Here is a 22,600-nt window from a genome sequence, read left to right as displayed (position 1 = left end):
CGACAGACAAGTTTGCAGTTTGCCGGTTGCAGTCCGCGGTCTGCTTGGGTATGACCTTGTGCTTCGGCTTCGCGCTTGCCCAGATTCGGCCGATTCGAGACGTGCGGCAGAACAACAGCCAAGGCGTTCCGCTACTAGCCGGTCAGAGCGTTACGGTTACCGGACGTGTAACCGTGGCCGGTCAGTTCGGCGGCTGGGGCCCGGCCTATGTTGAGGATGCGACTGGCGGCGTGGCGATATACGGCAGTGCGGTGGGCGGCATCAGTATCGGCGACAGCGTGACCGTGACTGGAACGGTCAAGAACTTCTATGGTCTTGCCGAGCTCGACCCGATTGCGAGTCTAACCAACCACGGTGCGGTCGGCACACCTCGGCCACGAGTTGAGGAGCTCAGGTTTGTGGACCGGATTGATACCGCAGCCGGCTACGTGGAAAACGAGGGCTGGCTGGTCCGGTTCGAGCGCATCTACATCCAGCATGCGCCCGGGGAGAAGTTCGCTGGTGACCGGAACTACACGATAAATGACCCGACCGGTTACTCGTCGCAGATGCGGGTTGATGCGGACGCACCCGGCATCGTAGGCATGACGATTCCGGACGATACCGTGTTTCTTGTCGGTGTGATAGCGCAGTATCGGCCGAACCCGCCGCATTTCGGCGGATATCAGGTAATGCCTAGAACCGCGGCCGACCTGGGGATTCCGATTGAGTACATGAAGATTGCCGACGCCATCCGGGACGACAACGGCGACCGGAGGCCGGACCGGCTGGGCCAGTCGGTGACCGTGACCGGGATTGCGACCGCACCATCGGGCCTTTTCAATACCCAGTATCTCGACATCTACGTGCAGGACTCGACCGCAGGGGTCAACGTGTTCAGTTTCAATATGAGCGCCGTAACCCTGGGTGACTCGGTTGCGGTTTCCGGCAAGGTTGACCTGTATCGGGGTAAGACTGAGATTTCAGGCGCAACGGTCACGGTACTGGCTTCGGGCCGACCCCTGCCTGAGCCCAAGGTACTGACCTGCAGCCAAATGAACTCTGAAGCACACGAGGGCGAGCTCGTGAAGCTGGTCGGCGTCACCTGCGATGCCGGGGTTCTTCAAGGCAATCAGAACTATGAGGTTGAAGACCAGACCGGCGCGACAACACTACGGATTGATGGCGATACCGAGATTCCGGGGCTGTCCGTGCCTCAGCCACCGTTGACTTTTGACGTCGTTGGCATCAAAGGCCAGTACGCCAATGATACGGTAAATATGGACGACGGGTATCAGATAATGCCGAGATATCGGGCCGACTTTCTGATTGAGGTCGAGACCTTGCCGTTGCGGACGATCGCCCAGGTGCAGAAACCTGGGCCGGATGGTGTAACACCGGAGTTGCTTGACTCCGTGGTCAGGGTGCGGGGCCGGGTTACTGGGCCGGCATCGTCCTTCACGTCTGGCACGAACAAGAGCCTGTACATTCAGGACGCCACTCTTGGTGTCAACCTGTACGGCTGCAGCTACCCGAGTGCGCAGTTGAAGTTCCTGGACAGCCTGGGAGTGGAATGGGAGGTCATCGGCACGGTCACCGAGTACAACGGTCTGACTGAGATTGCCAACGGCACGATGTTCGTGACCGACTCCAGCGCGGTGCCGGTCGTGCCCAGGCAGTTGCCATTCAATACTTCACTGACCGAGGCGATGGAGTCGTATCTTGTCACTGTGGTCGGCGATGTGGCCCAGGCCGCGGTGCGGTCCGGCTCAGGATACAACGTCGTGGTCAAGAACGGTTCTGCACCGATAACGATCCGCATCGGAGATAATGCATTCCCTTCCGGTATCCCTGGTTTTCTCAGGACCGCGGGTAAGCGGGTGCGGTTCACCGGTATCGTTGGTCAGTACGACTACCAGGCACCGTACACGACCGGGTATCAGCTCCTGCCCAGGTTCAGTTCGGACGTGAATGATACGTCGGGCGCGTTCCCACCCTCAGAGCGGCTGGCGATTCATTCAATCGCGCCCAGTCCGTTTTCACCTGCAAAGGGTGAGGTAGCCGGGATTCAGGTGAACGCACCGACAGGGTACCGGCTTACCGTGACTGTGTTTGACATGCAGGGACGGCCTGTGCGCGTGCTGCTGAGTGAGGCCCAGGGCGGTTTTCATGACCTCGTGTGGGATGGGACTGACGAGCTTTCGCGGTCCCAGCCGGCCGGTATCTATCTTGTCAGTCTCAAGGGCGTGAAGCCGGGCGGTGGAGTCGAGACCGTGGTCCAGCCAGTTGTCATTGCGGCCCGGTTTAATTAGCACAGCCACCGTTGTCTGGGGAAGCGCATTGACTTGAGCGAGTGTGGTTTCTATACTGAGTATCGTCGCGAGGATGGCGGAACTGGCAGACGCGCTGGATTTAGGATCCAGTCCTGTGAAGGGTGGGGGTTCAACTCCCCCTCCTCGCATGGTTTACCCCTTGCGCCGTGATCAGTACACACACTGCCAGGAAGAGACCGGCGACGGGTATCCGATGGTGATGGAGTGTAGTTGGAAGTAAGCATTCAGGCGCCCAAGGATTGGCTACGCGAAATCCGAGTTGAGGTTGAGCCGGATCGGCTCAAGTCCAGGCTTGAGAAACTGTACCAGGAGTACGGCAACAAGGCCATTGTCCCGGGCTTTCGTAAGGGCAGAGCACCCAGACATATACTTGAGAGGCGTCTTGGCTCCAGCCTCGAAGCCGTCGCTGCAGAGGAAGTGGTAGAGCAGGCCATCAGCGACGTGATCGAACAGGCAAAGTTCAGGCTCGCCAGCCAGGTCAAGGTGCGTGACTTTGAAGTGCTGCCGGACAAGAGCGTCAGATTTGTACTCCGAGCTGAGGTGTTTCCGGAGTTCGAACTGAAGAATTACCACGGGCTCAAGCTCAGAAAGGAGGAACCGACCGGGTTCGACCAAGAGTTCGAGCGCCGGCTCAGAGCATTGCAGGACCGATGTGCGACCTTCAAGCCGGTGTCACGTCCGGCCCAGGCCCTTGATTATGTCACCTGCAACTATCAGATGTTCGATTCTGACAAGCCCCTGGGTCCAGTCCGGAACAGCGTTATGATTCAGGTCGGCGACAAGATGAATTTTGAGCCGGTGAATCAGGCACTGACCGGAGTTCGACCCGGGGACGAGCGCACCGCCGTCGTTGACATTCAGCCCGATCATCCGGACAAGTCTCTGGCCGGCCGGCAGGTGACTTTTAGGTTTACCGTTCGTGAGGTCAAAGAGAAGCAGTTGCCCGAGGTCAACGAAGACCTGGCATCTGACCTTGGATATGAGAGTCTCGATGCTCTGCGCCAGGACATCAATGATCAGATATTGCGCGACCGGGCCCGGCTTGTTGTCAACGGGCTGAAGAACCAGATATTCGACTTTCTGGTCAGAGAACATGAATTCGAGCCGCCCGAGTCCTGGGTCAATGCCGCCTACGAAAGGCTCGCACGCGAATATGAACTACCTGATGACGAGGAGACCAGGACTAAACTGATGGCCGTTGCGGTCCGGCGCGCCAAATTCGACGTCATTGCAGCCCGTATAGCAGAAAGGGAGCGAATCGAAGTGACCGAGCAGGAGATCAACGTCCAGATTGAGGACCTCGCCCGCAGTACCAACCGCTCGGTGGATGAGGTCGCACCGCTGCTTGCAAACCCGGCCTACCGTAATCAAGTACTGCGTGACAAGGTGCTGGATTTCATACTGGAGAAGGCCGATGTTAGCTGAGAAACAGGAGGTCCCCATGCTAGTACCCATAGTTATTGAGCAGACAGGACGGGGAGAGCGAGCCTACGACATCTATTCTCGGCTTCTGAAGGAAAGAATCATCTTTCTCGGTTCGCCCATTGATGACACCGTTGCGAACCTCGTGGTCGCACAGCTTCTTTTCCTTGAAGCCGAGGACTCGGAGAAGGAGATAAACCTTTACATCAACTCACCCGGCGGCGTGGTTTCTGCCGGGTTGGCAATCTACGACACGATGCAGTACATCAAGGCCAAGGTTGCGACCACCTGCGTGGGAATGGCCGCTTCGATTGCTGCCCTGTTGCTTGCCGCAGGAGAAAAAGGCAAGCGCTTTTGTCTGCCCCGGGCCCGGGTGATGATTCACCAGCCCTCTGCGTTCGGTATTTCCGGCCAGGCAACGGACATAGATATCCACGCCAAGGAAATCGTCAAGCTCAAGGCTCAGCTGAACGAGATACTGTCGCGGCACACCGGCCAGCCAGTAGAGCGCATTGAGCGTGATTCGGACCGCAACTTCTTCATGTCCGCGGAAGAGGCCAGGGAGTACGGAATCGTTGACGAGGTTATTGCCAAGCGACCATGAGCAGCAAGGGGTCGAAGGTTGGGAAACGGGTCATCCGCTGCGGGTTCTGTGGTAAGACTGGTAGTGCCTCGGTGCGGCTCGTGTCTGGCCGACGTTCACGCATCTGCGAGACCTGCGCCCGGCTTGCAGTCGGGTTGTTTGACAAGTACTCCGGAGAACAGAACTCTACTCTGCGCCGTACCCTGCCGACCCCGGCTGCGATCAAGGCACACCTTGACCAGTACGTCATCGGTCAGGACCTGGCTAAGCGAGTCGTCTCCGTCGCAGTGTACAATCACTACAAGCGCATCTTCTCACGTGACCAGCGACCTGACTTAGAAAAGTCCAACATTCTACTGATCGGTCCGACTGGAGTCGGCAAGACCCTACTGGCTGAAACTCTGGCCCGGTTTCTCCACGTTCCGTTCTCAATTTCCGATGCCACGCCACTGACCGAGGCCGGATACGTCGGCGAGGACGTTGAGAACATCCTTCTGCGACTCTTGCAGGCAGCCGACATGGATGTTGCGCTGGCCGAGACCGGCATCGTGTATCTGGACGAGATTGACAAGATCGCCCGTAAGTCAGATTCGCCCTCCATCACCCGCGATGTATCAGGCGAAGGGGTGCAACAGGCCTTACTCAAAATACTGGAAGGCACCATTGCCAACGTTCCCCCTCAGGGTGGGCGCAAGCACCCCGAGCAACAATTCATCCAAGTGAACACCCGCCACATCCTGTTCATATGTGGTGGCGCCTTCATCGGGCTGGACCGGATTGTGGAGCGACGCGTGCGTTCCGGAGCCATGGGCTTCGGCCAGGATGTTATCCCGTCCGGCCGGCGCAGTACGGACGAACTTCTTACGCTGGTCGAGCCAGACGACCTGATTCAGTACGGTCTGATTCCGGAACTGGTCGGACGACTGCCGGTAATCGCCAGTCTGCAGAGTCTAGACCGACAGGCACTGATTGAAATACTTACCAAACCCCGCAATGCCCTGCTCAAACAGTACGCATACTATTTTGAGCTGGAAGGCGTAAAGCTGACGCTAACCCCGGAAGCACTGAACACTGTGGCCGACCTAGCCCTGAAGCGCAAGACCGGCGCTCGGGGATTGCGTTCGGTTCTGGAAAAGGCTATGCTGAACATCATGTTTGAACTGCCGTCTCTGCAGGATGTCGTAGAATGCATCATCACCCCTGCAGTTATCACAGAAGGCGCACCGCCCCAGTACATCCGCAGCGCTGCTGCCCGGCGTAAAGCCGAGTAGTCGCCAACTCCGACTGAATCAGTTGCCGGACAGGGTCCGCAGTCTATTCCTGCGGTTCGAACTCTTCCTTGGCCGCACCGCAGACCGGGCAGACCCAGTCGCCCGGCAGGTCTTCGAACGCCGTACCCGGTCTCACGCCGTTGTCCGGGTCGCCTGCTTCCGGGTCATACACGTATCCGCATACTGTACAGACGTACTTCTTCATTGTCTTCTTCCTCTCTGGAACTTCCTTCTCTGCTTTCTTCTTTTCTCCTAGACCGTAAGTAGGAGCGTTGCGGCCGGTCTTTCCTCCCTTTACCTCGTGGTAGTAGGCATAGGTGAGCGGTTCTCCGCTCTGCAACACCTCACTCGCCGTCACTCTGGCCACAAAGAGCAGATGACTTCCGCAGTCAACCGACTGTTTCACCTCTGCTTCCACCGATACCAGCGTATGCTCCAGAACAACTGGACAGCCGTTGGCACCGTCGCGGAAGCGCACTTTACTGAACTTATCAAATTCCTTTCCTGTGTGGAAGCCGAATATACCGATGAACGGCAGCGGGGTCTGTTTCTCCAGCACCTGAAAAGCGAACCGGCCGCTGCGTTCAATCATCTCTGTGGTCAGGTTCTTTTTGTTCAGGCTGATCGTGACGGTGCAGGGGTCAAGCGCCACCTGCACCGCGGTATTGATGATGCAACCATTGCGCCGCTCTCCTTCGCGTGCGGTCAGTACGTACAGTCCGTAGGTGAGATAGTTCAGTGCAGTGAGGTCGAGACCACTGGGGCAGTTATCCTGATTCAAGACAACCTCTCCTGCATTCTCCTACCCACCGCACGACCCAATTCCCGGCACGCCTGCAGAGCAGACTGGTTCGGAACATAATTGATCGCCACCGGCTCACCCACCAGCTCCACGCCCATTCTGGCCAGTTCTTCCCGCACCTGTTTGACCCCTTCGCCCGACCAGCCATAGGAACCAAACGCCTGACCTACCAGATTCTTGGGCTTCAGACCACGAATATAGCACAAGAGGTCGGCGACAGTGGGGAACATGTTGTTGTTGATAGTCGGGGAACCAACAAGAAATGCACCGGCTTCCAGCAATTCTGTTGCCACATCGCTGCGGGTGGAACCGTGCATACCCGCCAGCTTTACCGTGGCGCCAGTTTCTACCAGACCTTCAGCTATCGCCCGCGCCATCAGTTCGGTTGACTTCCACATGGTGTCATAAGCTATGACTGCCTTCTTCGTGGGCTTCTGCTCCGCCCATTCCCGCCACCACTCCAGGACCTCCAGCCCTTTTCTCCAGATTGGGCCGTGGTCCGGGGCAATGCAGGCGATAGGAATACCCAGCTCCTTTATCGTTGCCAGCAGCCTGGTCACCAGCGGCGAATAGGGCAGCAGTATGTTCGCATAGTACTTGGCCGCCTCGTAACGCAGAATCCAGGGGTCAACCTCGTCGGCAAATCGCTCGCTTGAAGCCAGATGCATTCCGAATCCATCCTGCGAAAACAGCACCTGGTCTTCTACCAGATAAGACACCATACTGTCCGGCCAGTGCAACATCCTGGTCTCCCAGAATCGCAGGGTAAGATTGCCCAGATTGAGACTGCTACCGTTCCCGACTGCCTCGATCTGCTGCGCCAGGTTATGCGCCGCCAGAGCTTTCACGCCCATAGCCGAAGCAAAAACCTTCTCCGGCTGCACCGCCTGGATTATCTCCGGCAGCGAACCGGAATGGTCCATCTCCGCATGATTGGAAACGATGAAGTCAATCCGCCGTGGGTCTATGACCGAAGCTGTGCGTGCCAGCAGTTCATCCGCAAAACCCCGCTTCACGGTATCAACCAGCGTTACCTTGTCTGCCAGAATCAGATAGGCGTTGTAGCTAGATCCGCGATGAGTTGTGTAGCCATGAAAATCACGCAGTCCCCAGTCTATTGCTCCGACCCAGTAAACGTGCTCCGACACCCGCACCGCACTGAAAGTATTTTCACCCATCACCTGCCCTCCGTTCGAGCTGTCCTCAACTCTCTACGCAGTCAGACCGTCCCTAGGCGCCGGCCGGAGCCTGCGCATAGAAGGCTGTCAGTTCTGGCGGCAGCACAAAGGTGCGGGTCCCGAGCTCCCGGTCCAGCATCAACAGCCCTCTTCCGTCCTGCCCCACCAGCTTGAGCTGCTGCACCACCCGCAGAGTGCTTTCCTCTTCTTCCACCTGTTCGTCCACAAACCACTGCAATATCGTCTGCGAGGCGAAATCGCTCTCCTCCTTGCTCAGACGAACCAGTTTGTGGATGTAGCTGGTAATGAACTGCTCATGCTTGTAAGCAGCCTCGAAAGCCGCTAGCGGCGAATCCCACCTGGACTGCGGCTGAGAAAGCGCGGCCAGCTTCACCGTACCGCCTCGTTCCAGAAGGTGCTTGAAGAAACGCATCGCGTGCGTCACTTCCTCCTGCGTCTGGGCACGCATCCACCGCGCCATTCCCTCCAGACCTTCGGAATCAAAATAGGCGGCCATGGCCAAATAGAGGTACGCCGACTCCAGCTCATGCTTTATCTGCTCGTTGAAGGCATCCTCAATCTTCACCGGTACCATCACAACCCCGCTTTCCAGAGCCCGTGCAGATTGCAATACTCTCTGGCTTCCACCCTTTCGCCCTTCACCCAGAACATCGCCTCAGGAGCCTGTCCGGGTGCAAGGTGAGCCCGGCACACCCTCTCGTCCACCAACAGCTCTATCCATTCAATATAGTGCTTTTCTTCCATGGGGTGGGCCACGCTTCCCACCTTCACCAAGTATCCGTCGTCTTTCTTCTCTATGACCGGGACATGCTTCTCTCTGGCCGCGTCCACCGTATTCTCTACCATAAGCTTCATCGGTTTGCCGCAGCAGACCAGCGACCCGGCTCCACCGTGCAGAACTTCTACTATATTGCCGCAAACTTCACACTTATACACTTCCAGTTTCTTAGCCATAGCACGACTCCTTTCTTTTTTTTACTTGTTGCCACCCGCCAGCCGCGGGTCCACTCCGGTGAATCCGCACTCGGGCGTGTAGCAGGTCACATTCACAAACTCGCACTTTACCCCGCAGGATGGACAGGGTTCCGGCGGCATCTCGGCCTGAAGCACATAACCGCAACCACTGCATTTCCAGTAGGGCTTGTCTTGATTCTTCTCCGACATATTGATTCTCCTCAAAACAATTGCCTGACTGCAGCCAAGACGGACTCGTAGTCAGGCTCGTTACCGGTCTGTTGAACCAGCTGAATGTAACGAACGATGCCCTGCCGGTCAACCACGAACACGGCGCGGGCAAGCAGACGAACCTCTGGTATAAGCATCCCGTACGCCAAGCCAAATGCAGCCTCGCGATGATCAGACAGAACAAGCACGCGGTCAATTCCCGCGGCTCCGCACCAGCGTTTCTGAGCAAACGGCAGGTCCATGGACACCGTGATAATCTGCACTTCTGGACCCAGTTTTGCCGCCTCAACATTGAAACGCCGGGTCTCCATATCGCAGGTGGGAGTATCAAGCGAGGGCACGCTGGAAAGCACCAGCACCTTGCCAAAGAAGGAAGACAGGGACACGGGCTTTAGGTCTTGTCCAGTCAGCACCACATCCGGAGCTTTGTCTCCAACTTGCAATGCCCTGCCGTCCAGACGCAAACGACTGGGACCAAACTGTACGCTCCGCTCTGTCATATGCTTCGTTCCTCTCACTACTTCACCAGTTTTCGCCCAGCAGCTCAAAATGCGCCTGCGGATGGGCACAGGCAGGACACACCTTGGGCGCCTCTGTGCCGGTATGCAGATAGCCGCAATTCCGACAGCGCCACACCACCGGCTGTTCCCGTTTGAATACCCGACCCTGCAACACATTCTGCCGCAGGTCGTTGTACCGTTTCTCGTGTTGCTTCTCTGCCACTGCCACCGCGCGGAAAACAGCCGCTATCTCCGGGAACCCCTCTTCATCGGCAACCTTGGCAAAACCGGGATACATCTCCGACCATTCGTAGTGCTCCCCTGCAGCGGCAGCCTGCAGATTGTCTGAAGTGGTGCCAATGACCCCGGCTGGAAAAGCCGCCTGGATTTCCACTTCGCCACCCTCCAGAAACTTGAAGAAACGCTTGGCGTGTTCCTTTTCCTGGTTGGCGGTCTCCTCAAATATGTCGGCTATCTGCATGTAGCCGTCTTTTCGGGCCTGACTGGCCCAATAGGTATAACGGTTCCGTGCCTGGGATTCACCGGCAAAAGCCGTGAGTAGATTTTTTTCGGTCTTTGTGCCTTTTAGGGTCATCGTCTGTCCTCCTTGTTGGTTCTAGGTTTTTTGCTGGCTGTTTCATAGCTAAGTGCTCACGCTACTGCTTTATATAGACTCCCATTCGACTAGAAGGATTCTTTTAGTCTTCTTTGCCTGGGCAGCTGCTTTTCTTCCTTGACTTCATTCTCACTTGGTGTAATCTTGCCCAATAAAGGAGCAAAGTCAATGTATGGTGTCCTGATTTTCATCCACCTGCTGGTCGCGGTAGTTCTAGTCCTGGTTGTTCTCGTCCAGCAGCCCCAGAAGGGAGGCATGGCATCAATTATGGGCGGCGGTGAAAGTATCTTCGGTGGCGGCGGTGCAGCTCCATTCATGGCCAAGTTGACGACCGTGCTCGCAGTCCTCTTCATGGTTACTTCAGTAAGCCTGGTGCTTGTGTCGGCACGTCGCTCGCGGCCTGCGGCCGTGCGACCGACGTCGTCTCAGCCGATGCCGTCCGAGCCTGCACCAACGACGCCGGGTGCGTCCGAGCCCGGGCCGCTCGAGCCGACCGGTGAGTAGGGGGAAAGGATGTACGCGATTGTCCGCATTTCTGGTTTTCAGTACTTGGTGAGGGAAGGCGATGTCGTCAATGTCCCGCGGCTGGACCTCGAACCCGGTTCCAGAATTGCGTTTGACGATGTCCTGTTCGTCCGTACTAAGGACCGGGCGGTTGTGGGTCGCCCCCGGGTAGAGGAGAGCAGGGTCGAGGCCGAGGTCATCGGTCACGCTCGTACAACCAAAGTGACGGCCCTAAAGTTCCGACGCCGCGAGAACTACCGGCGCAAGCTAGGCCATCGCCAATCCTTAACTAAGATACGCATCGAGAGGATTCTTTTTTCGGGATAGTCCGACATGCTCTCTGGATTGGAGGTAGCAATGCATGCTAGATTCATTGCACTGGGCCTGGTGTTCATATTCGTCGCCGTGCCGAGGGTCAGTGCCAACCTGCTTAAAAACGGTGATTTCTCGGTCTGGACAAGTCCGGCTGAGCCGGCAGATTGGGTGGTGGAGGACACTACCAAGGCAAGAATCGGTCAGAGTGTGGATACGGTGCGCTCGCCGAGCTATGCGGCCAGAATCACGCGGTTGGTCGCCGGTACGGGCAACAACAAAGGGCTGAAGCAGGTAGTACCGGTGTCAGCCGGCCATCCTTACAGATTGAGCGTCTGGTACCTGGATAATGACATCAATGCCGGTGGCGGCATTACGATCACCTGGCGTGATGCCGGTGGCGTGTACATCCGCAGTTCCAGCACAGTTTACTGCGATTCGTCGATCCGCACGTGGCAGCAGTTGTCTGTGACCGACACCGCACCGACCGGTGCGGCTACGGCCGACGTGCTGCTTCGTGTCTATGGATTCACTGGCAGTCCGCCGGGCGGGGTTGTTTACGTTGACGACGCTGGCTTTGTTGATGCTTCCGGTGTTGGCGAAGGCTTGGGCTACGTGCGGTGGCCGTCGGTCCGGCTCGCCGTCCGGCCAAACCCTTCGTGCGGCCCGACAGTCATTGAGCTGGAGCTCGCCCACGCTGGTATAGCGCAGCTCGATGTCTATGACATGACTGGTTCCTTGGCGGCGACTGCATTCCGCGGCAGGCTAGGAGCGGGAACGCATACTGTTCCCTGGAGTGGTACTGACCGCTGGGGCAGAGAGCTTCCCGGCGGTCTCTACTTTGTCGTGCTTAGCGACGACGCCGGCCGAACAACGGTATCCAAACTGGTGCTCGAACGGTAACAAGATTGTGAGCAAGCAACCTAACCCTAGAGAAATATGAAGCCTAAGGAGATGACTGCGCTTGAAGCTATCCGGAGACTCGGCAAGAAGGTCGGAACGATGACGCAGGCCGAGCTCTCAAGAGCTGTCGGGGTATCGCGCGAACGCATCCGTCAGCTCGTCCCTCGGATGAAGGTAAAACCTGGTCGTCGAGTCCGTGCGTGGCATCGGACTCTGCCCCGGCGACTGCGCAACGAGATGGCCAGGCTTCACGACAAGGGCATGTCCCTGGCGGAGATCGGTAAGAAGTTCGGAGTCAGCGACTACCACGTGCGGGAGGCTATTAGAACTGTTCGTCCGAAGCTTGAGCCAGCTGGCCGCATCCAGCGGCTGTGTCGTCTCGACTCGCTGCGCCGCCTGCTTGACCGGGGCGTGACCTTCGAGGAGGCGTGCGACAAGCTCGGCTATAGCGCGCTTCAGCGCCGGCGTTACCGTAAGCAGCTGGGTCTCCGCTGGGACGGAAGAAAGACGGTTAGCGCTCGGAAAAGGACCTAGAAGAGTCGACTGATCCGGTTTTGTACTGGGCGATACAAGAATTGAACTTGTGACCTCTGGTATGTGAGACCAGCGCTCTGACCAACTGAGCTAATCGCCCTCAATCAATTCTAGTCCGACCGGTCCTTCAAGTCAATGCCAGATGTTTCGTCGAGGAAGCGTACGCCCACGCCAGCATGCGGAAGCCGCCTCAACTCATCGGCTAGCTCATTGGCTCGTGATTCCAGACCGGTCCGGACGAATGTCCTGAGGGCCAGTTCCAGACTCGACTTCGCCTGGCCGTAGTCTTGCTGAGCGGCTGCGAGTCTTCCTAGGGCGACAAGACTCTCGGCCTCGGCCAAAGTATCCTGTTCCTGGCGGGCAAGCTCCAAAGCACGTGCCAGGTTGTGTCGTGCGAGCTCTGGGTTCCCTTGCTGCCGATTTACCTCAGCCAGAACGCGCAACGCCCACGACTCATCTGACCTATGGCCTGATTCGCGCAACAGATGCAATCCCTCCTCGATGCTTCGGATTCCAGCAGCGCTCTCGTTGCTGGCGACTAGAGCCCGTCCCAGTTCGACTAGAGCGGCCCCTCGTTCGCGGCTGAATCCGGGTGGCCAGAGTTGCGATGCCTGGCGTAATTCGGCAACTGCCCGGTCCGAGTCGTTCAGAGCGAGGAAACATAGGCCAATTTCAGTGCGGAGGCGTGCGCCGACTTCCAGGTCAGTGACGTTGAGTGAGCGGTAGTGAACTAGCAGTTTCATCGCCTCATCCGTTCGAGCCTGTTTTCTCAGAACGCGGCTAAGTTCAACTGCCGCCCATAGCTCGGTTCTTTGGTCAACAGCCTTGCGGCTAAAGCTAACCGCTTCTCTCAGGACTTCTTCCGCCTTGGTGTCCTCACGTTGCGCGAGCAAAGCTCGTCCCAGCGCAACCAGGTGTCTGGCTAGCCTGGTAGCATCACCGATTTCGCGATCAAGAGCCACTGCCTCCTCAAGCAACGCCTCAGCTTGTTCGTGTGCGCCGTGGGCCATCATCCCTTCTGCTACGCCTTCGAGTGCCTGCGCAACCAGTTGGCGATCACCGATTCCTCGGCTAAGCCTCAACGCCTGCTCAGAATGCTCCATTGCTGCGTTTACATCTCCCAAACGTTGATGGATCAACGCAATGCGCAACAGTGCACGCGCCTGACCGGCCGGGTGCCGAACGTTCCGGTACAGACGGAGTGATCGTTCAAGTACTTCCAGTGCGCGCTTCGGACTTGCCTGCAGTAGGTGAATCTCAGCGATCGCCAAAAGATGCTCGGCCTCGGCCAAACGGTCGCCGGCCTGCCGGGCAAGGTGTAGTCCGTCCTCGTGTGCTGCACGGGCCTTATCAAACTCTCCCTGCTGTACCATGATTGTGCCGATTGCGGCGTAGCGGGCCGCGGCACTGACCTTGTCCTCGTTCTCCTCCGACAAACGGAGAGACTGCCTATGTAACCTCAGCGACCGCTGCCACATGCCCATGAGGCCTGCTACCTCTGCCGCTTCGGCCAGGGCGCGGGCTTCCAGCTCCAAGTCGCCAAGAGAATCCCACAGACGACTGCTTGCCAGGAAATGAGAGTGGCTGGCTGCATACCGCCTTTCTTCACGTTCGAGTCGCCCGAGTACGAAGCAGCAGCTTGCCATGCCGGCGCGGTCTCTCAATCTGCGGCTGTGCTTGAGGGCGGATACCAGTGTGGTCCTTGCCGCTTCGACCCGGTTGCTCATCAGGAGGCAACAGGCGATTAGAAACTCAAGTGCGACGGCTTCGCTGCCCGATGCTAGCTTATGCGCCTCGGTCCATTCACACGAGGCTCTGTCCCACTGTCCGTGTGATGCATGCTCGAGACCATCACGGAAAGGTCGTGCTATCCCACGGCTGGTTGAATACGTCAGTCCGTCAAAGTACAGTACGCCGGTGCGACGCTGCATGATCCGCAATCGCCCACTTGCCTCCCGGTTCGAGTCCTTCTCAAGCCGGTACAGGCGAGCCTCGATCCAGAGCAGTTTCCACTGTCGTCTGGTCCGGACGAAAAGATACACTGCCGTGCCAGCAGCGATGGCCGCCACAAGACTGAGGGCTGCTGCAGGGATTAGTTCCATCTAACGGAGACTGCCTGTTTGTTTGCCGCGGTTGGTGAACCCGTCATTGCTACAGGCTAGACCGATGCGTCCTTCTGTCAAGGTCTGCCGGTCAGGCGATGCATCGGTATAGCTATAAAACCGGAGACCAGCGCAGCCAAACCGCATTGAATCTTGATCTGTTTCGAAGTCATGCCGAGATGTTCCCATTTCCTTCATTGGCAACAGCAGGCGTCATGGTTCGATACATTGTTGCCGGCAAATGACAGTCCTGGTCCTGTGTGCCACGCGGGTTGCCCACGACCGTGCCCCATATCTGTTTGTTCGACGTGACCGCTCCCGGCCTTAGCTCTAGGCGTATCCCCGGCTCAGTCCGGTGGAAACTCGACCTCGATGCTCTCGATTGTCAGTTCTTGACCGGATAAGACATCGGCCCCAGCGTTGCAGGAACAGATGTTGTCAAGCCGCGAGAACTCGGCCCCGCACTTGGGGCACCGCAGAATGAGCTGCGAGCGTTTGAAGGCAAGCTCGGCTCCGGCCGCAGCCGTGCCCAGCTTCATCTGGTCGAAGTAGAATCGAACGCAGTCCGGCACGACTCCGGCCTCTTCGCCGACTAGAAGGTTGATGCGCGTAATCTTTGTCGCACCAGGGTATTGTGCCGCGGCAAGAACCTGGTCCAGCAGGTATCTTGTAATGGCGTACTCGTGCATCCAGAACGGCTCACCGCTGACCGCTGATCACTGACCGCTGCCGGACTAGAGCTGCAAGCCGCACGCCATGGACTCCTCTATGAAATATCCTTAAGGAGTTCGCGGGCAATGCTGTCTTGGGGTGCGCGCTTGAGCCAGTTCTCAATCACCTGCCGCGCCTTTGCCGTATCGTTCATCTCAAGATACAGCCGATAGAGTGCCTGTACCGGCTCGGGCCGGTTCGGAGACAGCTCGGCCGCCTTGAGGAACTGTTGCTCGGCCCGCTCGAACTCTTCCTTTCCCTGGTACGCGAGGCCCCGTCGCATTGTCAGTTCTGGGTCTTCAAACCCTCGAGCTTCGATCGAATCAAGGTAGCGTAACGCATTGTCGTAGTCCGAGTTCAGCATCGCAAACACCGAAAGATGGTAGAACAGCGGAATCTTCCGCTCCGGGTCAAGATCAAACGCCAGCGCCTTGGTCATTACTTCCTGCGCCTCCCGGGTCTTGCCCTGTTTCTGATATTCGAGGGCCAGTGCGAGGTAGCTCGCCGCATAGTTAATTAGTAGTCCCCGGGTATTGTCGTCCTTTTTTACACGGGGGTCGAGCATTGAGTTCATCTTGTACACCTCGAACAGAAGTTGGCGCGTGCGCTCGACGTCAACCTGCCGGTCTCCCCGTTCCGGTACGATACGGTTCACCAGGCCCTCAAGTCTCAGATATGGTTCAACGTCCTTCAGATTGTCACTTGAGACTGTCGTTGCGAAGTAAACTGGCGTAGTTGGCCGGTATCCGGGCGCAAATACCTTCACCATGAACTCCTGGGGCGAGGAACCATAGTCGTCCGGCCACTTGAGTTTCACCCCGCCGCTTGTTGCGACGATGTCTCTTATCATGATGTCCTTGAGCAGAACGGTCCGGCCATCTTTGCCGACAAAGCCTTGGGGCAATCGATCGATCTCAGCCTCGGTAAAGGAAATCGGCGCTCCCCACCGTTTGAGTTGTCGGCAGTACCAGTTTGTATTCAGGAGCGACAAGTTCGCCACCGCCACGTTCTTCCCAAAGTTTGGGTCTAGACCGGCCACTACTGATGGCACGGTCTGCATAAACCACAGGGGAAACGTGTCGTTGTCACCGTTGGTGAATAGGACGGCGTGTTCGCCTGGGCAGGAGATAAGCATATTGTAGCCGTATTCGGCCGGTATCCAGTTATGTCGACGCGTGACCGTGTCGTAGTTTAGAAACATTGGCACAAAGCCGTACGCAGTTGTCAAGCCGGCCAGGCTGATCGCCAGGACCCTGCGGAACCGTAGCCTTTTGGCTGCCCAACGCAGGAATGCGTACGCGCCGACACCGATGAATATCGTGTAGAAGACGAACGAGAAGGCGTAGAAGTAGTCACGTTCGCGCACCTCGCGGTATTTCAAATGCGGCCGAGGATCCGAGGGCGAATACTTGAGGTTGAGATAGGTTACAAGCCCGATTGAGGCAACAAGGAAAGCAATGAATATCAGAACGAAGGATTTCTTCTCATTCTTGAATTGGTGCCACATGCCCCAGAGTCCTAGCAGTGGCGGAATCAGACCCAAGAGTGCCTGCCACTTGACGCCGAGGAATATGTCAAAGAACCGTTCGTTGCCCCACTGCCACAGGAAGTAGCGCAGGTAGAACTTGACCTGTTCGAAATACCCAACCAGGAGACTGTAGCGTGCGTTAATCTCCTGACGGTAGTCGTCCTCGGTCAGAAACATTGTCTTACGCGGGTACAGTTTCATCGGGTCGTACTGCTCGCGCCGCAGTACTGAGACAAAGTCTTTCCAGCGCGAGGGGTCAACCTCGTTTATCGCCGGCCCGGCCTTGGCTCGGATCAGCAGAAAAAACTGGACAGAACTCGCAACCAGTATCAGCCCCAGTGCCAGTGCAACATACTTGGGCCTAAGCTTGCCCTGGGTGTGCAGCCAGTAGAGGTAGCCGGCATACCCGAGTACGAGGAGAGCAACGAGTAACCTGGCGTGTACCCACATCTCGACCAGTGCGACCATCGGCGAGGCCAGGAGCAGCACCGCATTGTCCATTACGTCACCACCTGATGCGGCGTAGCCGATGACAAAAGAGAGAAACAGAAGACCCAGTCCCCAGAGAACCGAAAGGTTCCGCTCGGAACGTTCGATGATACGAATGCCGAAGTAGGCTGCGGCCAGCATCAAGGCCGCGACCACGACCTTGAGAATTACCGCTTCGGCGCCATCGCCGGTCATGGCGTTGACACTGAGAATGACAAGAAACCCGGTAAGGAACTCGAACAGTCGTAGCTGAATCACTGAGTCACGGTCAACCAGCAGAGCAAAAACTACGACGGAGAACACGACGAGCATCGGCGTAAAGTGAATCCCGGTAGACAGAAACAGCATGTATATCGCCAGCAGTATCAACCGGTTGTCCCCGGCCGTAGTCTCAACCCTGGTGCGCCAGTGCATGGCCATGTAGAGGACCGAGAGGGCGACAAAAGCGCAGGGTGCATATACCTCCGCCTCAACGCAGTTGTCCCAGAACGAATATGCGAAAGCGCACGCCAACGCCCCAAAAGCAGCCGCGACGTGCCTCAGCCAGGTGAAGCGGTCTCGGTCAGAGTACAAGGAGATGAGTTTCAGCACGATAAGGTAGATCAGCCCACAGGACAAGGCGCCAAACAGAACCGGAATGAAGTTCACCCGGAACGCCGGCTCGCGGGCAATTGGCAGTAGCGTGAACAGGCGCCCGATTGCGACGAACAGTGGGGTACCAGGTGGATGCGGAATGCCAAGGATGTAGGTGCAGGCCACGAACTCACCACAGTCCCAGAAAGAAGCTGTCGGCGCAACGCTGTACAGATATACTGCGCCGACGACAACGAGAATCAGCGCAAAAACGAAAATGCGCACACGGCGCTCAGTCATGAGCTAGGCCTCCTTTAGTAACGCTTGGGTCATATTATATCGCAGTTGCGAGGCAGTCAAATTGACGACTAGTTTCCCCCGATTGGCGAAGCTTATGCGGCCGGTCGTCTCCGAAATCACAATCGCCACGGCGTCAGTCAAAGTCGCAATGCCGAGCGCAGCTCGGTGTCTCATTCCCAAGAACCCGTCTTGATAGGTAACGTCGCTCAGCGGCAGGGTGCATCCGGCCGCAACGATGTGGTCACCGACCACAATGACTGCACCGTCGTGCAGCGGCGATGGCGGGGTGAAAATCGAGCCGATGAGGGCTGCTGACACCCGGGCGTCCAGCCTCGTTCCGGTGTCCGAGTACTCCTTCAGGCCGATGTCTCGCTCAACTACCACCAGTCCACCGACCCGGCTTTCCTTTAGTAGCATCGCCGCCTCGACCAGCTCCTCCAGCGACTCCCGAGTAGCCTCCTGCTTCAGGAGAAAGCGGAGCGGTCGGTACCGACCCACCCTGGCCAGGATGTTACGAATCTCAGGTTGAAAGATGATGACGAATGCCACGATCCACAGCGTAGTCAGCGAGTTCACGATTAGTCCGAGTGCTTTGAAGTCGAGCCATCGCGCAACAAGTGAGACCGCTACGAGGAAGAAGAGAGTGTAAAGCATCCTTATTGCTCGCGTACCCTTCAGGAATCGCAGAAAGTAGAATGCGATGAGTGCGACAATTAGAATGTCTACTAAGTCCACTGCGCGTAGCTTGATGAAGGACAGCACTAGGCCTTCCTGGTAATAGCATCTGCGACCCTCAGAGCTCGCACCGCTTCTTTCACATCGTGAACCCTGAGAATGTTTGCGCCGTTTACTGCTGCAAGCACGGTGGCCGCAAGTGTGCCTTCCAGCCGTTGCTCCGGGCCCAGTCCAGTTATTGCACCAATGAACGACTTGCGTGATGGACCAACGAGTATCGGTCGTCCAAGAGACCGGAGCTCCGAAAGCCGGCGCAGAATCTCGAGGTTGTGTTCCAGTCGCTTGCCGAACCCGATGCCCGGGTCCACGATCACCTGCTCACGCCTAACCCCGGCTTCGACTGCGCGGCCGATTGCTGCGTCAAGGCCATCAATGACCTCCTGCATCAGGTTCCGATATTTCGGTTGGCGTTGCATGGTTCTCGGCTTGCCCTGTATATGCATAACCACACATGGGACACCAGTTCTTGCCAGCACGCGGGCCATGTTTTCATCGAATGCCAGGCCCGATATATCGTTGACCATCTGCGCGCCGGCGTCGAGCGCTGCACGTGCTACCGTAGCACTTGTCGTGTCCACCGATATTGGTACACGGACCTTGCCCTGTATCCGGCGTAGCACTGGCAGGAGCCGGTTGAGCTGCTCCTTGGGCGCAACCGGTCTAGCACCCGGTCGGGTTGACTCCGCTCCGATGTCAATGAAGTCCGCGCCATCCTGCTCCATCTCCATGGCCCTGCGAAAGGCTGCGTCGGGGTCAAGGAAGCGGCCGCCGTCAAAGAACGAATCCGGTGTGACATTGAGGGTGCCCATCACAAAGGTCCTGGCTCCGAGGTCAATCTCCTTCTTGCCAAGACGGACTGCACCGAAGCATCCGCTGGCACGCTCCAGCAGCGTGCGCAGCTCTGGCACAAGCCGCGCAACACACTCCGGCTGGCTGGCCAGTCGGGCGCATAGTCCAAGAAGTTGACGCCGTGTGCCGAATAGTACGGCGTCGCTGTGGCGTACTCGGCCCGACGCGACGTCGCGGTGAACCGCACAGTCGGCACCACACGCGAGCGCAGTCTGTTTCAGGATATTGGCCCCGGCGGTCGAGAGCCGATTGACCCATAGGGCTAGCGCTTCACGTTTGGCCGCGAATATTGACCACGAGCACGGGTCCGCGCCAACCCGGGCAAGTTCAGCTTCCAAATCAAACTTGTGGTAGAGGGTCAGAATCCGCACGTGAACTTATACCCGAATGCTTGCGAATGTCAAGGATCGAGGGAAATGCGCGTGTCGAAGCTATTTGATGACCTTGGCGATGCGTTCCAATGCCCAATCCATTTCCTCTCGCGTTATTACCAATGGGGGGGCAAGTCTGATGACTGTCCCGTGAGTTTCTTTGGCGAGCACCCCTAGCTCGGCGAGCCGTTCGCAGAAGGACCGAGCCGGACCGGATTCCTGTTTGATTTCCACGCCGACCAGTAGTCCCCTGCCTCTAATTTCCTTCACGTGCGGCGAATTGAGTGTGCGCAGTTCAGTCCGCAGGTACTCGCCCATTGCGAATGAGTTCTCCGGCAGCCTTTCTTCGATGACCACGTTTAGCGCGGCAATGCCCACCGCGCAGGCTAGAGGATTGCCGCCGAAAGTGGAACCGTGGTTGCCAGGGCAGAACGCCACGTTCATCAGCTCTCTTGATCCTAGTGTGGCGGAGATCGGAAAACATCCACCACCTAGCGCCTTGCCTACGACCAGGATATCCGGCTTCGCAGCCTCATACTCGTAGCAGAACAGCTTCCCTGTTCGTCCCAACCCGGTCTGGATTTCGTCGAGTATCAGTAGCACATTGTTCCGGCAGCAGATTTCCCGTGCGCCGGCCAAGTATCCGTCTGAGGGTACATTGATGCCAGCCTCGCCCTGAATCGGTTCAACCAGGAACGCGACCGTGTTCTTCGTGATCGCACGCTTCAGCGCCTCGAGGTCATTGTAGGGAATTACTCGAAACCCGGGCGAAAACGGTCCGAATCCGTCCCGGTACAGTTTCTCAGTCGAGAATGCAATGACGCCAGTTGTCCGCCCGTGGAAATTGCCTTCGCAGACAATGATTTCCGCCTTGTCTCGTTCAACGCCCTTTATTGCATATCCCCAGCGGCGGGCCGCCTTGATTGCGGTCTCAACCGCCTCGACCCCGGTGTTGGCGAGGAGTACCTGCTCGAACCCGCAGGTCTCGGTGATAAGCTTGCAGAAAGGTCCGAACAGATCGTGATGGAACGCCCGTGAGGTCAAGCACAGCCGTTCGGTCTGGTCGCACAGCGCCTTGACTATCTTCGGGTGGCGATGTCCCTGATTCAGGGCTGAGTAGGACGACAACATGTCCAGATAGCGGCGACCTTCGACGTCTTCAACCCACACTCCCTGGGCCTTTGTTAGTACCACCGGCAGCGGTTCGTAGTTCCTGGCACTGTATGTTTCGGCCAGCATTATGTGTTCTTGAGTATGCATGACTGGTTCCTTTCCTAGCTAGGATTGTTAGTCCGGCAACTGAATTGTAGCGGCATGGCTGCAGCGGTCAATCCTTTTACTAACCAACCTTGACAGTTTGGAGGCGGCTGCTAGAATTCCGACGTTGTGTTTACCGAGGGTCACTCGCGAGCAGAGAACCAACAGAGTTCGATAATCTTGCTGCCCGCCCGTCTGCCTGTAGAAGGGGCTGATAGCCTGTGATCCCCAGCCGCAGGTCGAAAGCAGTTGGATTGTTTTCTGGCGGCCTCGACAGTATCCTTGCTACCAAGTTGATGACGGAACAGGGTATCGAGGTAATTGCGCTTCATTTTCGAGTACCGTTCCCTGCGCCGCCTCACGAGTTTTCTGACGAGCGGTTACGGCAGATTGCAGAATCAGCCGGTGCTAGTCTCGTGTCGGTTGATGTTGGCGAAGATTACCTTGACATTGTCAAGGCCCCGACGCACGGATACTCGCGGGGCATGGCGCCATGTGTGGATTGCATGCTCTACATGCTGGTGAAAGCCCGCGAACTGGCCCAGCAGACCAGGTCGGATTTCGTTTTCACCGGCGAAGTGCTGGGCCAGCGCGCTCATTGTCAGAACAAGCGTTCGCTGAAACTTCTCGGAAGGGAAGCCCGTGTCGAAGGTCGGCTGTTGCGTCCTCTTTCGGCCAAGCTGCTTGAGCCGACAATTCCGGAGCTGACCGGCATTGTCCGGCGGGAACGGCTTCTGGACCTCAAGGGTCATGGCCGACGTCGGCAGATCCGGCTCGCTTCTGAGTTCGGGATCCTTGACTATCCGATGCCGACCGGGGGCTGTCTTCTCATTGATGCAAACTTTGGTGCCCGCGTGAAGGATGCCGCTACTTTTGACCAGCTCAAGCCCGCCGACCGGCAACTCCTGAGTGTCGGACGGCACTTCCGATTGGAGAGTGGCGCCAAGGTGGTAGTCGGTCGGAACCAGGATGAGAACGAGCAGCTAGAAAAGCTCAAGCTTGCTGATGATGTTGTGTGTAAACCGGCCGAAGTAGTAGGACCGGTTGTGTTAGTGCGGGGTGGTAGGAAGACGAAGAGGGATGTTGAAGTCGCTGCGAGGTTGTGCGCGCGTTATGCCGATGCTCCGGCTGGTAAGGCGGTTGCAGTGGCGTGTGCCGGAAGAGTGATGAAAGTAAAGGCGCTTTCAACAGAAGAGGCCGACTTATGGCTGATTCAGGCGTCGAAGAAGGACAAAACATTAGAAGATGATGCTACCCGAGACGAAAGAAAAGGTGAGCCGGATCCTGGCTGAGCAGGTACGACCCGGACTTCAGGCCGACGGCGGCGATGCGGAGCTGGTTGAGGTTACCGACGACGGCGTGGTACGTTTGCGGTTGACCGGGGCTTGCGCCGGTTGTCCTTTTGCGGCGATGACGCTCGCTATCGGGGTCGAGGCTACGCTTAAGAAGAACGTGCCCGAGGTTGTCCGGGTCGAACCGGTGCCCTAGTTTGAAGAAAGCCGGACGCCCGGTCCGCCGACTGGATGGTCTGTGTTTGCTCTC

General features: G+C 57.4%; 23 protein-coding genes and 2 tRNA genes. 11 read left to right on the top strand and 14 right to left on the bottom strand.

The features are described 5' to 3' along the window. The first annotated feature begins 50 nt into the window (after positions 1-50). The 5 genes from ABIL25_01900 (at position 51) to clpX (ending at position 5,588) form a co-directional block, all read left to right on the top strand. A complete protein-coding gene (locus ABIL25_01900; GenBank protein ID MEO0081028.1) occupies positions 51-2,291 on the top strand; it encodes a hypothetical protein in 2,241 nt (746 codons plus the stop codon). A gap of 67 nt (positions 2,292-2,358) precedes the next feature. After that, a tRNA-Leu gene (locus ABIL25_01895) sits at positions 2,359-2,440 on the top strand. An 82-nt stretch (positions 2,441-2,522) separates the two neighbouring features. Continuing rightward, positions 2,523-3,737 (top strand): trigger factor, encoded by a 1,215-nt coding sequence (tig, locus tag ABIL25_01890; GenBank protein ID MEO0081027.1) that lies wholly within the window; start codon positions 2,523-2,525, stop codon positions 3,735-3,737. A 16-nt stretch (positions 3,738-3,753) separates the two neighbouring features. After that, positions 3,754-4,338, top strand: a complete 585-nt coding sequence (gene clpP / locus ABIL25_01885; protein ID MEO0081026.1) for an ATP-dependent Clp endopeptidase proteolytic subunit ClpP — start codon at positions 3,754-3,756, stop codon at positions 4,336-4,338. Then, positions 4,335-5,588: an ATP-dependent Clp protease ATP-binding subunit ClpX gene (clpX, locus tag ABIL25_01880; protein MEO0081025.1), complete on the top strand. Its 1,254-nt coding sequence runs from the start codon at positions 4,335-4,337 to the stop codon at positions 5,586-5,588. Before clpP ends, clpX begins: the two co-directional genes overlap by 4 nt. Before the next feature lie 43 nt (positions 5,589-5,631). On the opposite strand, the gene rd is transcribed toward clpX, so the two are convergent. From rd to rbr, 7 genes are read right to left on the bottom strand one after another with little or no spacing between them, the layout of a single operon-like run. Continuing rightward, positions 5,632-6,369 (bottom strand): rubredoxin, encoded by a 738-nt coding sequence (gene rd, locus ABIL25_01875; protein MEO0081024.1) that lies wholly within the window; start codon positions 6,367-6,369, stop codon positions 5,632-5,634. Further along, complete coding sequence (locus tag ABIL25_01870) at positions 6,366-7,568, bottom strand: FprA family A-type flavoprotein (protein ID MEO0081023.1); 1,203 nt, start codon at positions 7,566-7,568, stop codon at positions 6,366-6,368. Before ABIL25_01870 ends, rd begins: the two co-directional genes overlap by 4 nt. Before the next feature lie 52 nt (positions 7,569-7,620). Next, positions 7,621-8,163 (bottom strand): ferritin, encoded by a 543-nt coding sequence (locus tag ABIL25_01865; GenBank protein ID MEO0081022.1) that lies wholly within the window; start codon positions 8,161-8,163, stop codon positions 7,621-7,623. Further along, the gene (locus ABIL25_01860; GenBank protein MEO0081021.1) at positions 8,163-8,543 is read right to left on the bottom strand and encodes a desulfoferrodoxin; all 381 of its coding nucleotides are present in this window, start codon (positions 8,541-8,543) and stop codon (positions 8,163-8,165) included. Before ABIL25_01860 ends, ABIL25_01865 begins: the two co-directional genes overlap by 1 nt. Before the next feature lie 21 nt (positions 8,544-8,564). Beyond that, complete coding sequence (locus ABIL25_01855; protein MEO0081020.1) at positions 8,565-8,753, bottom strand: rubredoxin-like domain-containing protein; 189 nt, start codon at positions 8,751-8,753, stop codon at positions 8,565-8,567. A gap of 11 nt (positions 8,754-8,764) precedes the next feature. Then, the gene (tpx, locus tag ABIL25_01850; GenBank protein MEO0081019.1) at positions 8,765-9,274 is read right to left on the bottom strand and encodes a thiol peroxidase; all 510 of its coding nucleotides are present in this window, start codon (positions 9,272-9,274) and stop codon (positions 8,765-8,767) included. A 22-nt stretch (positions 9,275-9,296) separates the two neighbouring features. Then, positions 9,297-9,869 (bottom strand): rubrerythrin, encoded by a 573-nt coding sequence (gene rbr, locus ABIL25_01845; GenBank protein ID MEO0081018.1) that lies wholly within the window; start codon positions 9,867-9,869, stop codon positions 9,297-9,299. A gap of 189 nt (positions 9,870-10,058) precedes the next feature. Between rbr and secG the strand changes: the two genes are divergently transcribed. Genes secG through ABIL25_01825 form a run of 4 tightly spaced genes read left to right on the top strand, consistent with a single transcriptional unit; the run spans position 10,059 to position 12,143 of the window. Next, the gene (gene secG, locus ABIL25_01840) at positions 10,059-10,394 is read left to right on the top strand and encodes a preprotein translocase subunit SecG (GenBank protein MEO0081017.1); all 336 of its coding nucleotides are present in this window, start codon (positions 10,059-10,061) and stop codon (positions 10,392-10,394) included. A 9-nt stretch (positions 10,395-10,403) separates the two neighbouring features. Further along, positions 10,404-10,721, top strand: coding sequence for a 50S ribosomal protein L21 (gene rplU, locus ABIL25_01835; GenBank protein ID MEO0081016.1), 318 nt, complete (start codon positions 10,404-10,406; stop codon positions 10,719-10,721). 30 nt (positions 10,722-10,751) lie between these two features. Continuing rightward, positions 10,752-11,609, top strand: coding sequence for a T9SS type A sorting domain-containing protein (locus ABIL25_01830; GenBank protein ID MEO0081015.1), 858 nt, complete (start codon positions 10,752-10,754; stop codon positions 11,607-11,609). Positions 11,610-11,645: 36 nt separating this feature from the next. After that, positions 11,646-12,143 carry a hypothetical protein gene (locus ABIL25_01825; protein ID MEO0081014.1) on the top strand — a complete coding sequence of 166 codons (498 nt, stop codon included), beginning with the start codon at positions 11,646-11,648 and terminating at the stop codon, positions 12,141-12,143. A 26-nt stretch (positions 12,144-12,169) separates the two neighbouring features. On the opposite strand, the gene ABIL25_01820 is transcribed toward ABIL25_01825, so the two are convergent. From ABIL25_01820 to rocD, 7 genes are all read right to left on the bottom strand, one after another. Further along, a tRNA-Val gene (locus ABIL25_01820) sits at positions 12,170-12,243 on the bottom strand. A gap of 10 nt (positions 12,244-12,253) precedes the next feature. Next, complete coding sequence (locus ABIL25_01815; protein MEO0081013.1) at positions 12,254-14,245, bottom strand: tetratricopeptide repeat protein; 1,992 nt, start codon at positions 14,243-14,245, stop codon at positions 12,254-12,256. Between the two features lie 347 nt (positions 14,246-14,592). After that, positions 14,593-14,934 (bottom strand): hydrogenase maturation nickel metallochaperone HypA, encoded by a 342-nt coding sequence (locus ABIL25_01810; GenBank protein MEO0081012.1) that lies wholly within the window; start codon positions 14,932-14,934, stop codon positions 14,593-14,595. Positions 14,935-15,011: 77 nt separating this feature from the next. Then, on the bottom strand, positions 15,012-17,846 hold the full coding sequence (locus ABIL25_01805; protein ID MEO0081011.1) for a DUF2723 domain-containing protein: 2,835 nt from the start codon (positions 17,844-17,846) through the stop codon (positions 15,012-15,014). A 3-nt stretch (positions 17,847-17,849) separates the two neighbouring features. Beyond that, positions 17,850-18,608 (bottom strand): diadenylate cyclase CdaA, encoded by a 759-nt coding sequence (gene cdaA / locus ABIL25_01800; GenBank protein ID MEO0081010.1) that lies wholly within the window; start codon positions 18,606-18,608, stop codon positions 17,850-17,852. After that, positions 18,608-19,801 (bottom strand): dihydropteroate synthase, encoded by a 1,194-nt coding sequence (folP, locus tag ABIL25_01795; protein ID MEO0081009.1) that lies wholly within the window; start codon positions 19,799-19,801, stop codon positions 18,608-18,610. The genes cdaA and folP overlap by 1 nt, the downstream gene beginning before the upstream one ends. Positions 19,802-19,861: 60 nt before the next feature. Next, complete coding sequence (gene rocD, locus ABIL25_01790) at positions 19,862-21,061, bottom strand: ornithine--oxo-acid transaminase (GenBank protein MEO0081008.1); 1,200 nt, start codon at positions 21,059-21,061, stop codon at positions 19,862-19,864. A 218-nt stretch (positions 21,062-21,279) separates the two neighbouring features. On the opposite strand from rocD, the gene ABIL25_01785 reads away from it, so the two are divergent. Both ABIL25_01785 and ABIL25_01780 read left to right on the top strand, forming a co-directional pair. After that, a complete protein-coding gene (locus ABIL25_01785; protein ID MEO0081007.1) occupies positions 21,280-22,350 on the top strand; it encodes a tRNA 4-thiouridine(8) synthase ThiI in 1,071 nt (356 codons plus the stop codon). After that, positions 22,304-22,546: a NifU family protein gene (locus tag ABIL25_01780; GenBank protein ID MEO0081006.1), complete on the top strand. Its 243-nt coding sequence runs from the start codon at positions 22,304-22,306 to the stop codon at positions 22,544-22,546. The genes ABIL25_01785 and ABIL25_01780 overlap by 47 nt, the downstream gene beginning before the upstream one ends. The last annotated feature ends 54 nt before the right edge of the window (positions 22,547-22,600 follow it).

This window comes from candidate division WOR-3 bacterium (genome assembly GCA_039801365.1).
GTDB lineage: Bacteria > Hydrothermota > Tepidihabitantia > Tepidihabitantales > Tepidihabitantaceae > JBDRUN01.
Note: the sequence above shows the minus strand (reverse complement) of the source record. Positions and strands in the feature narration are given on the sequence as shown.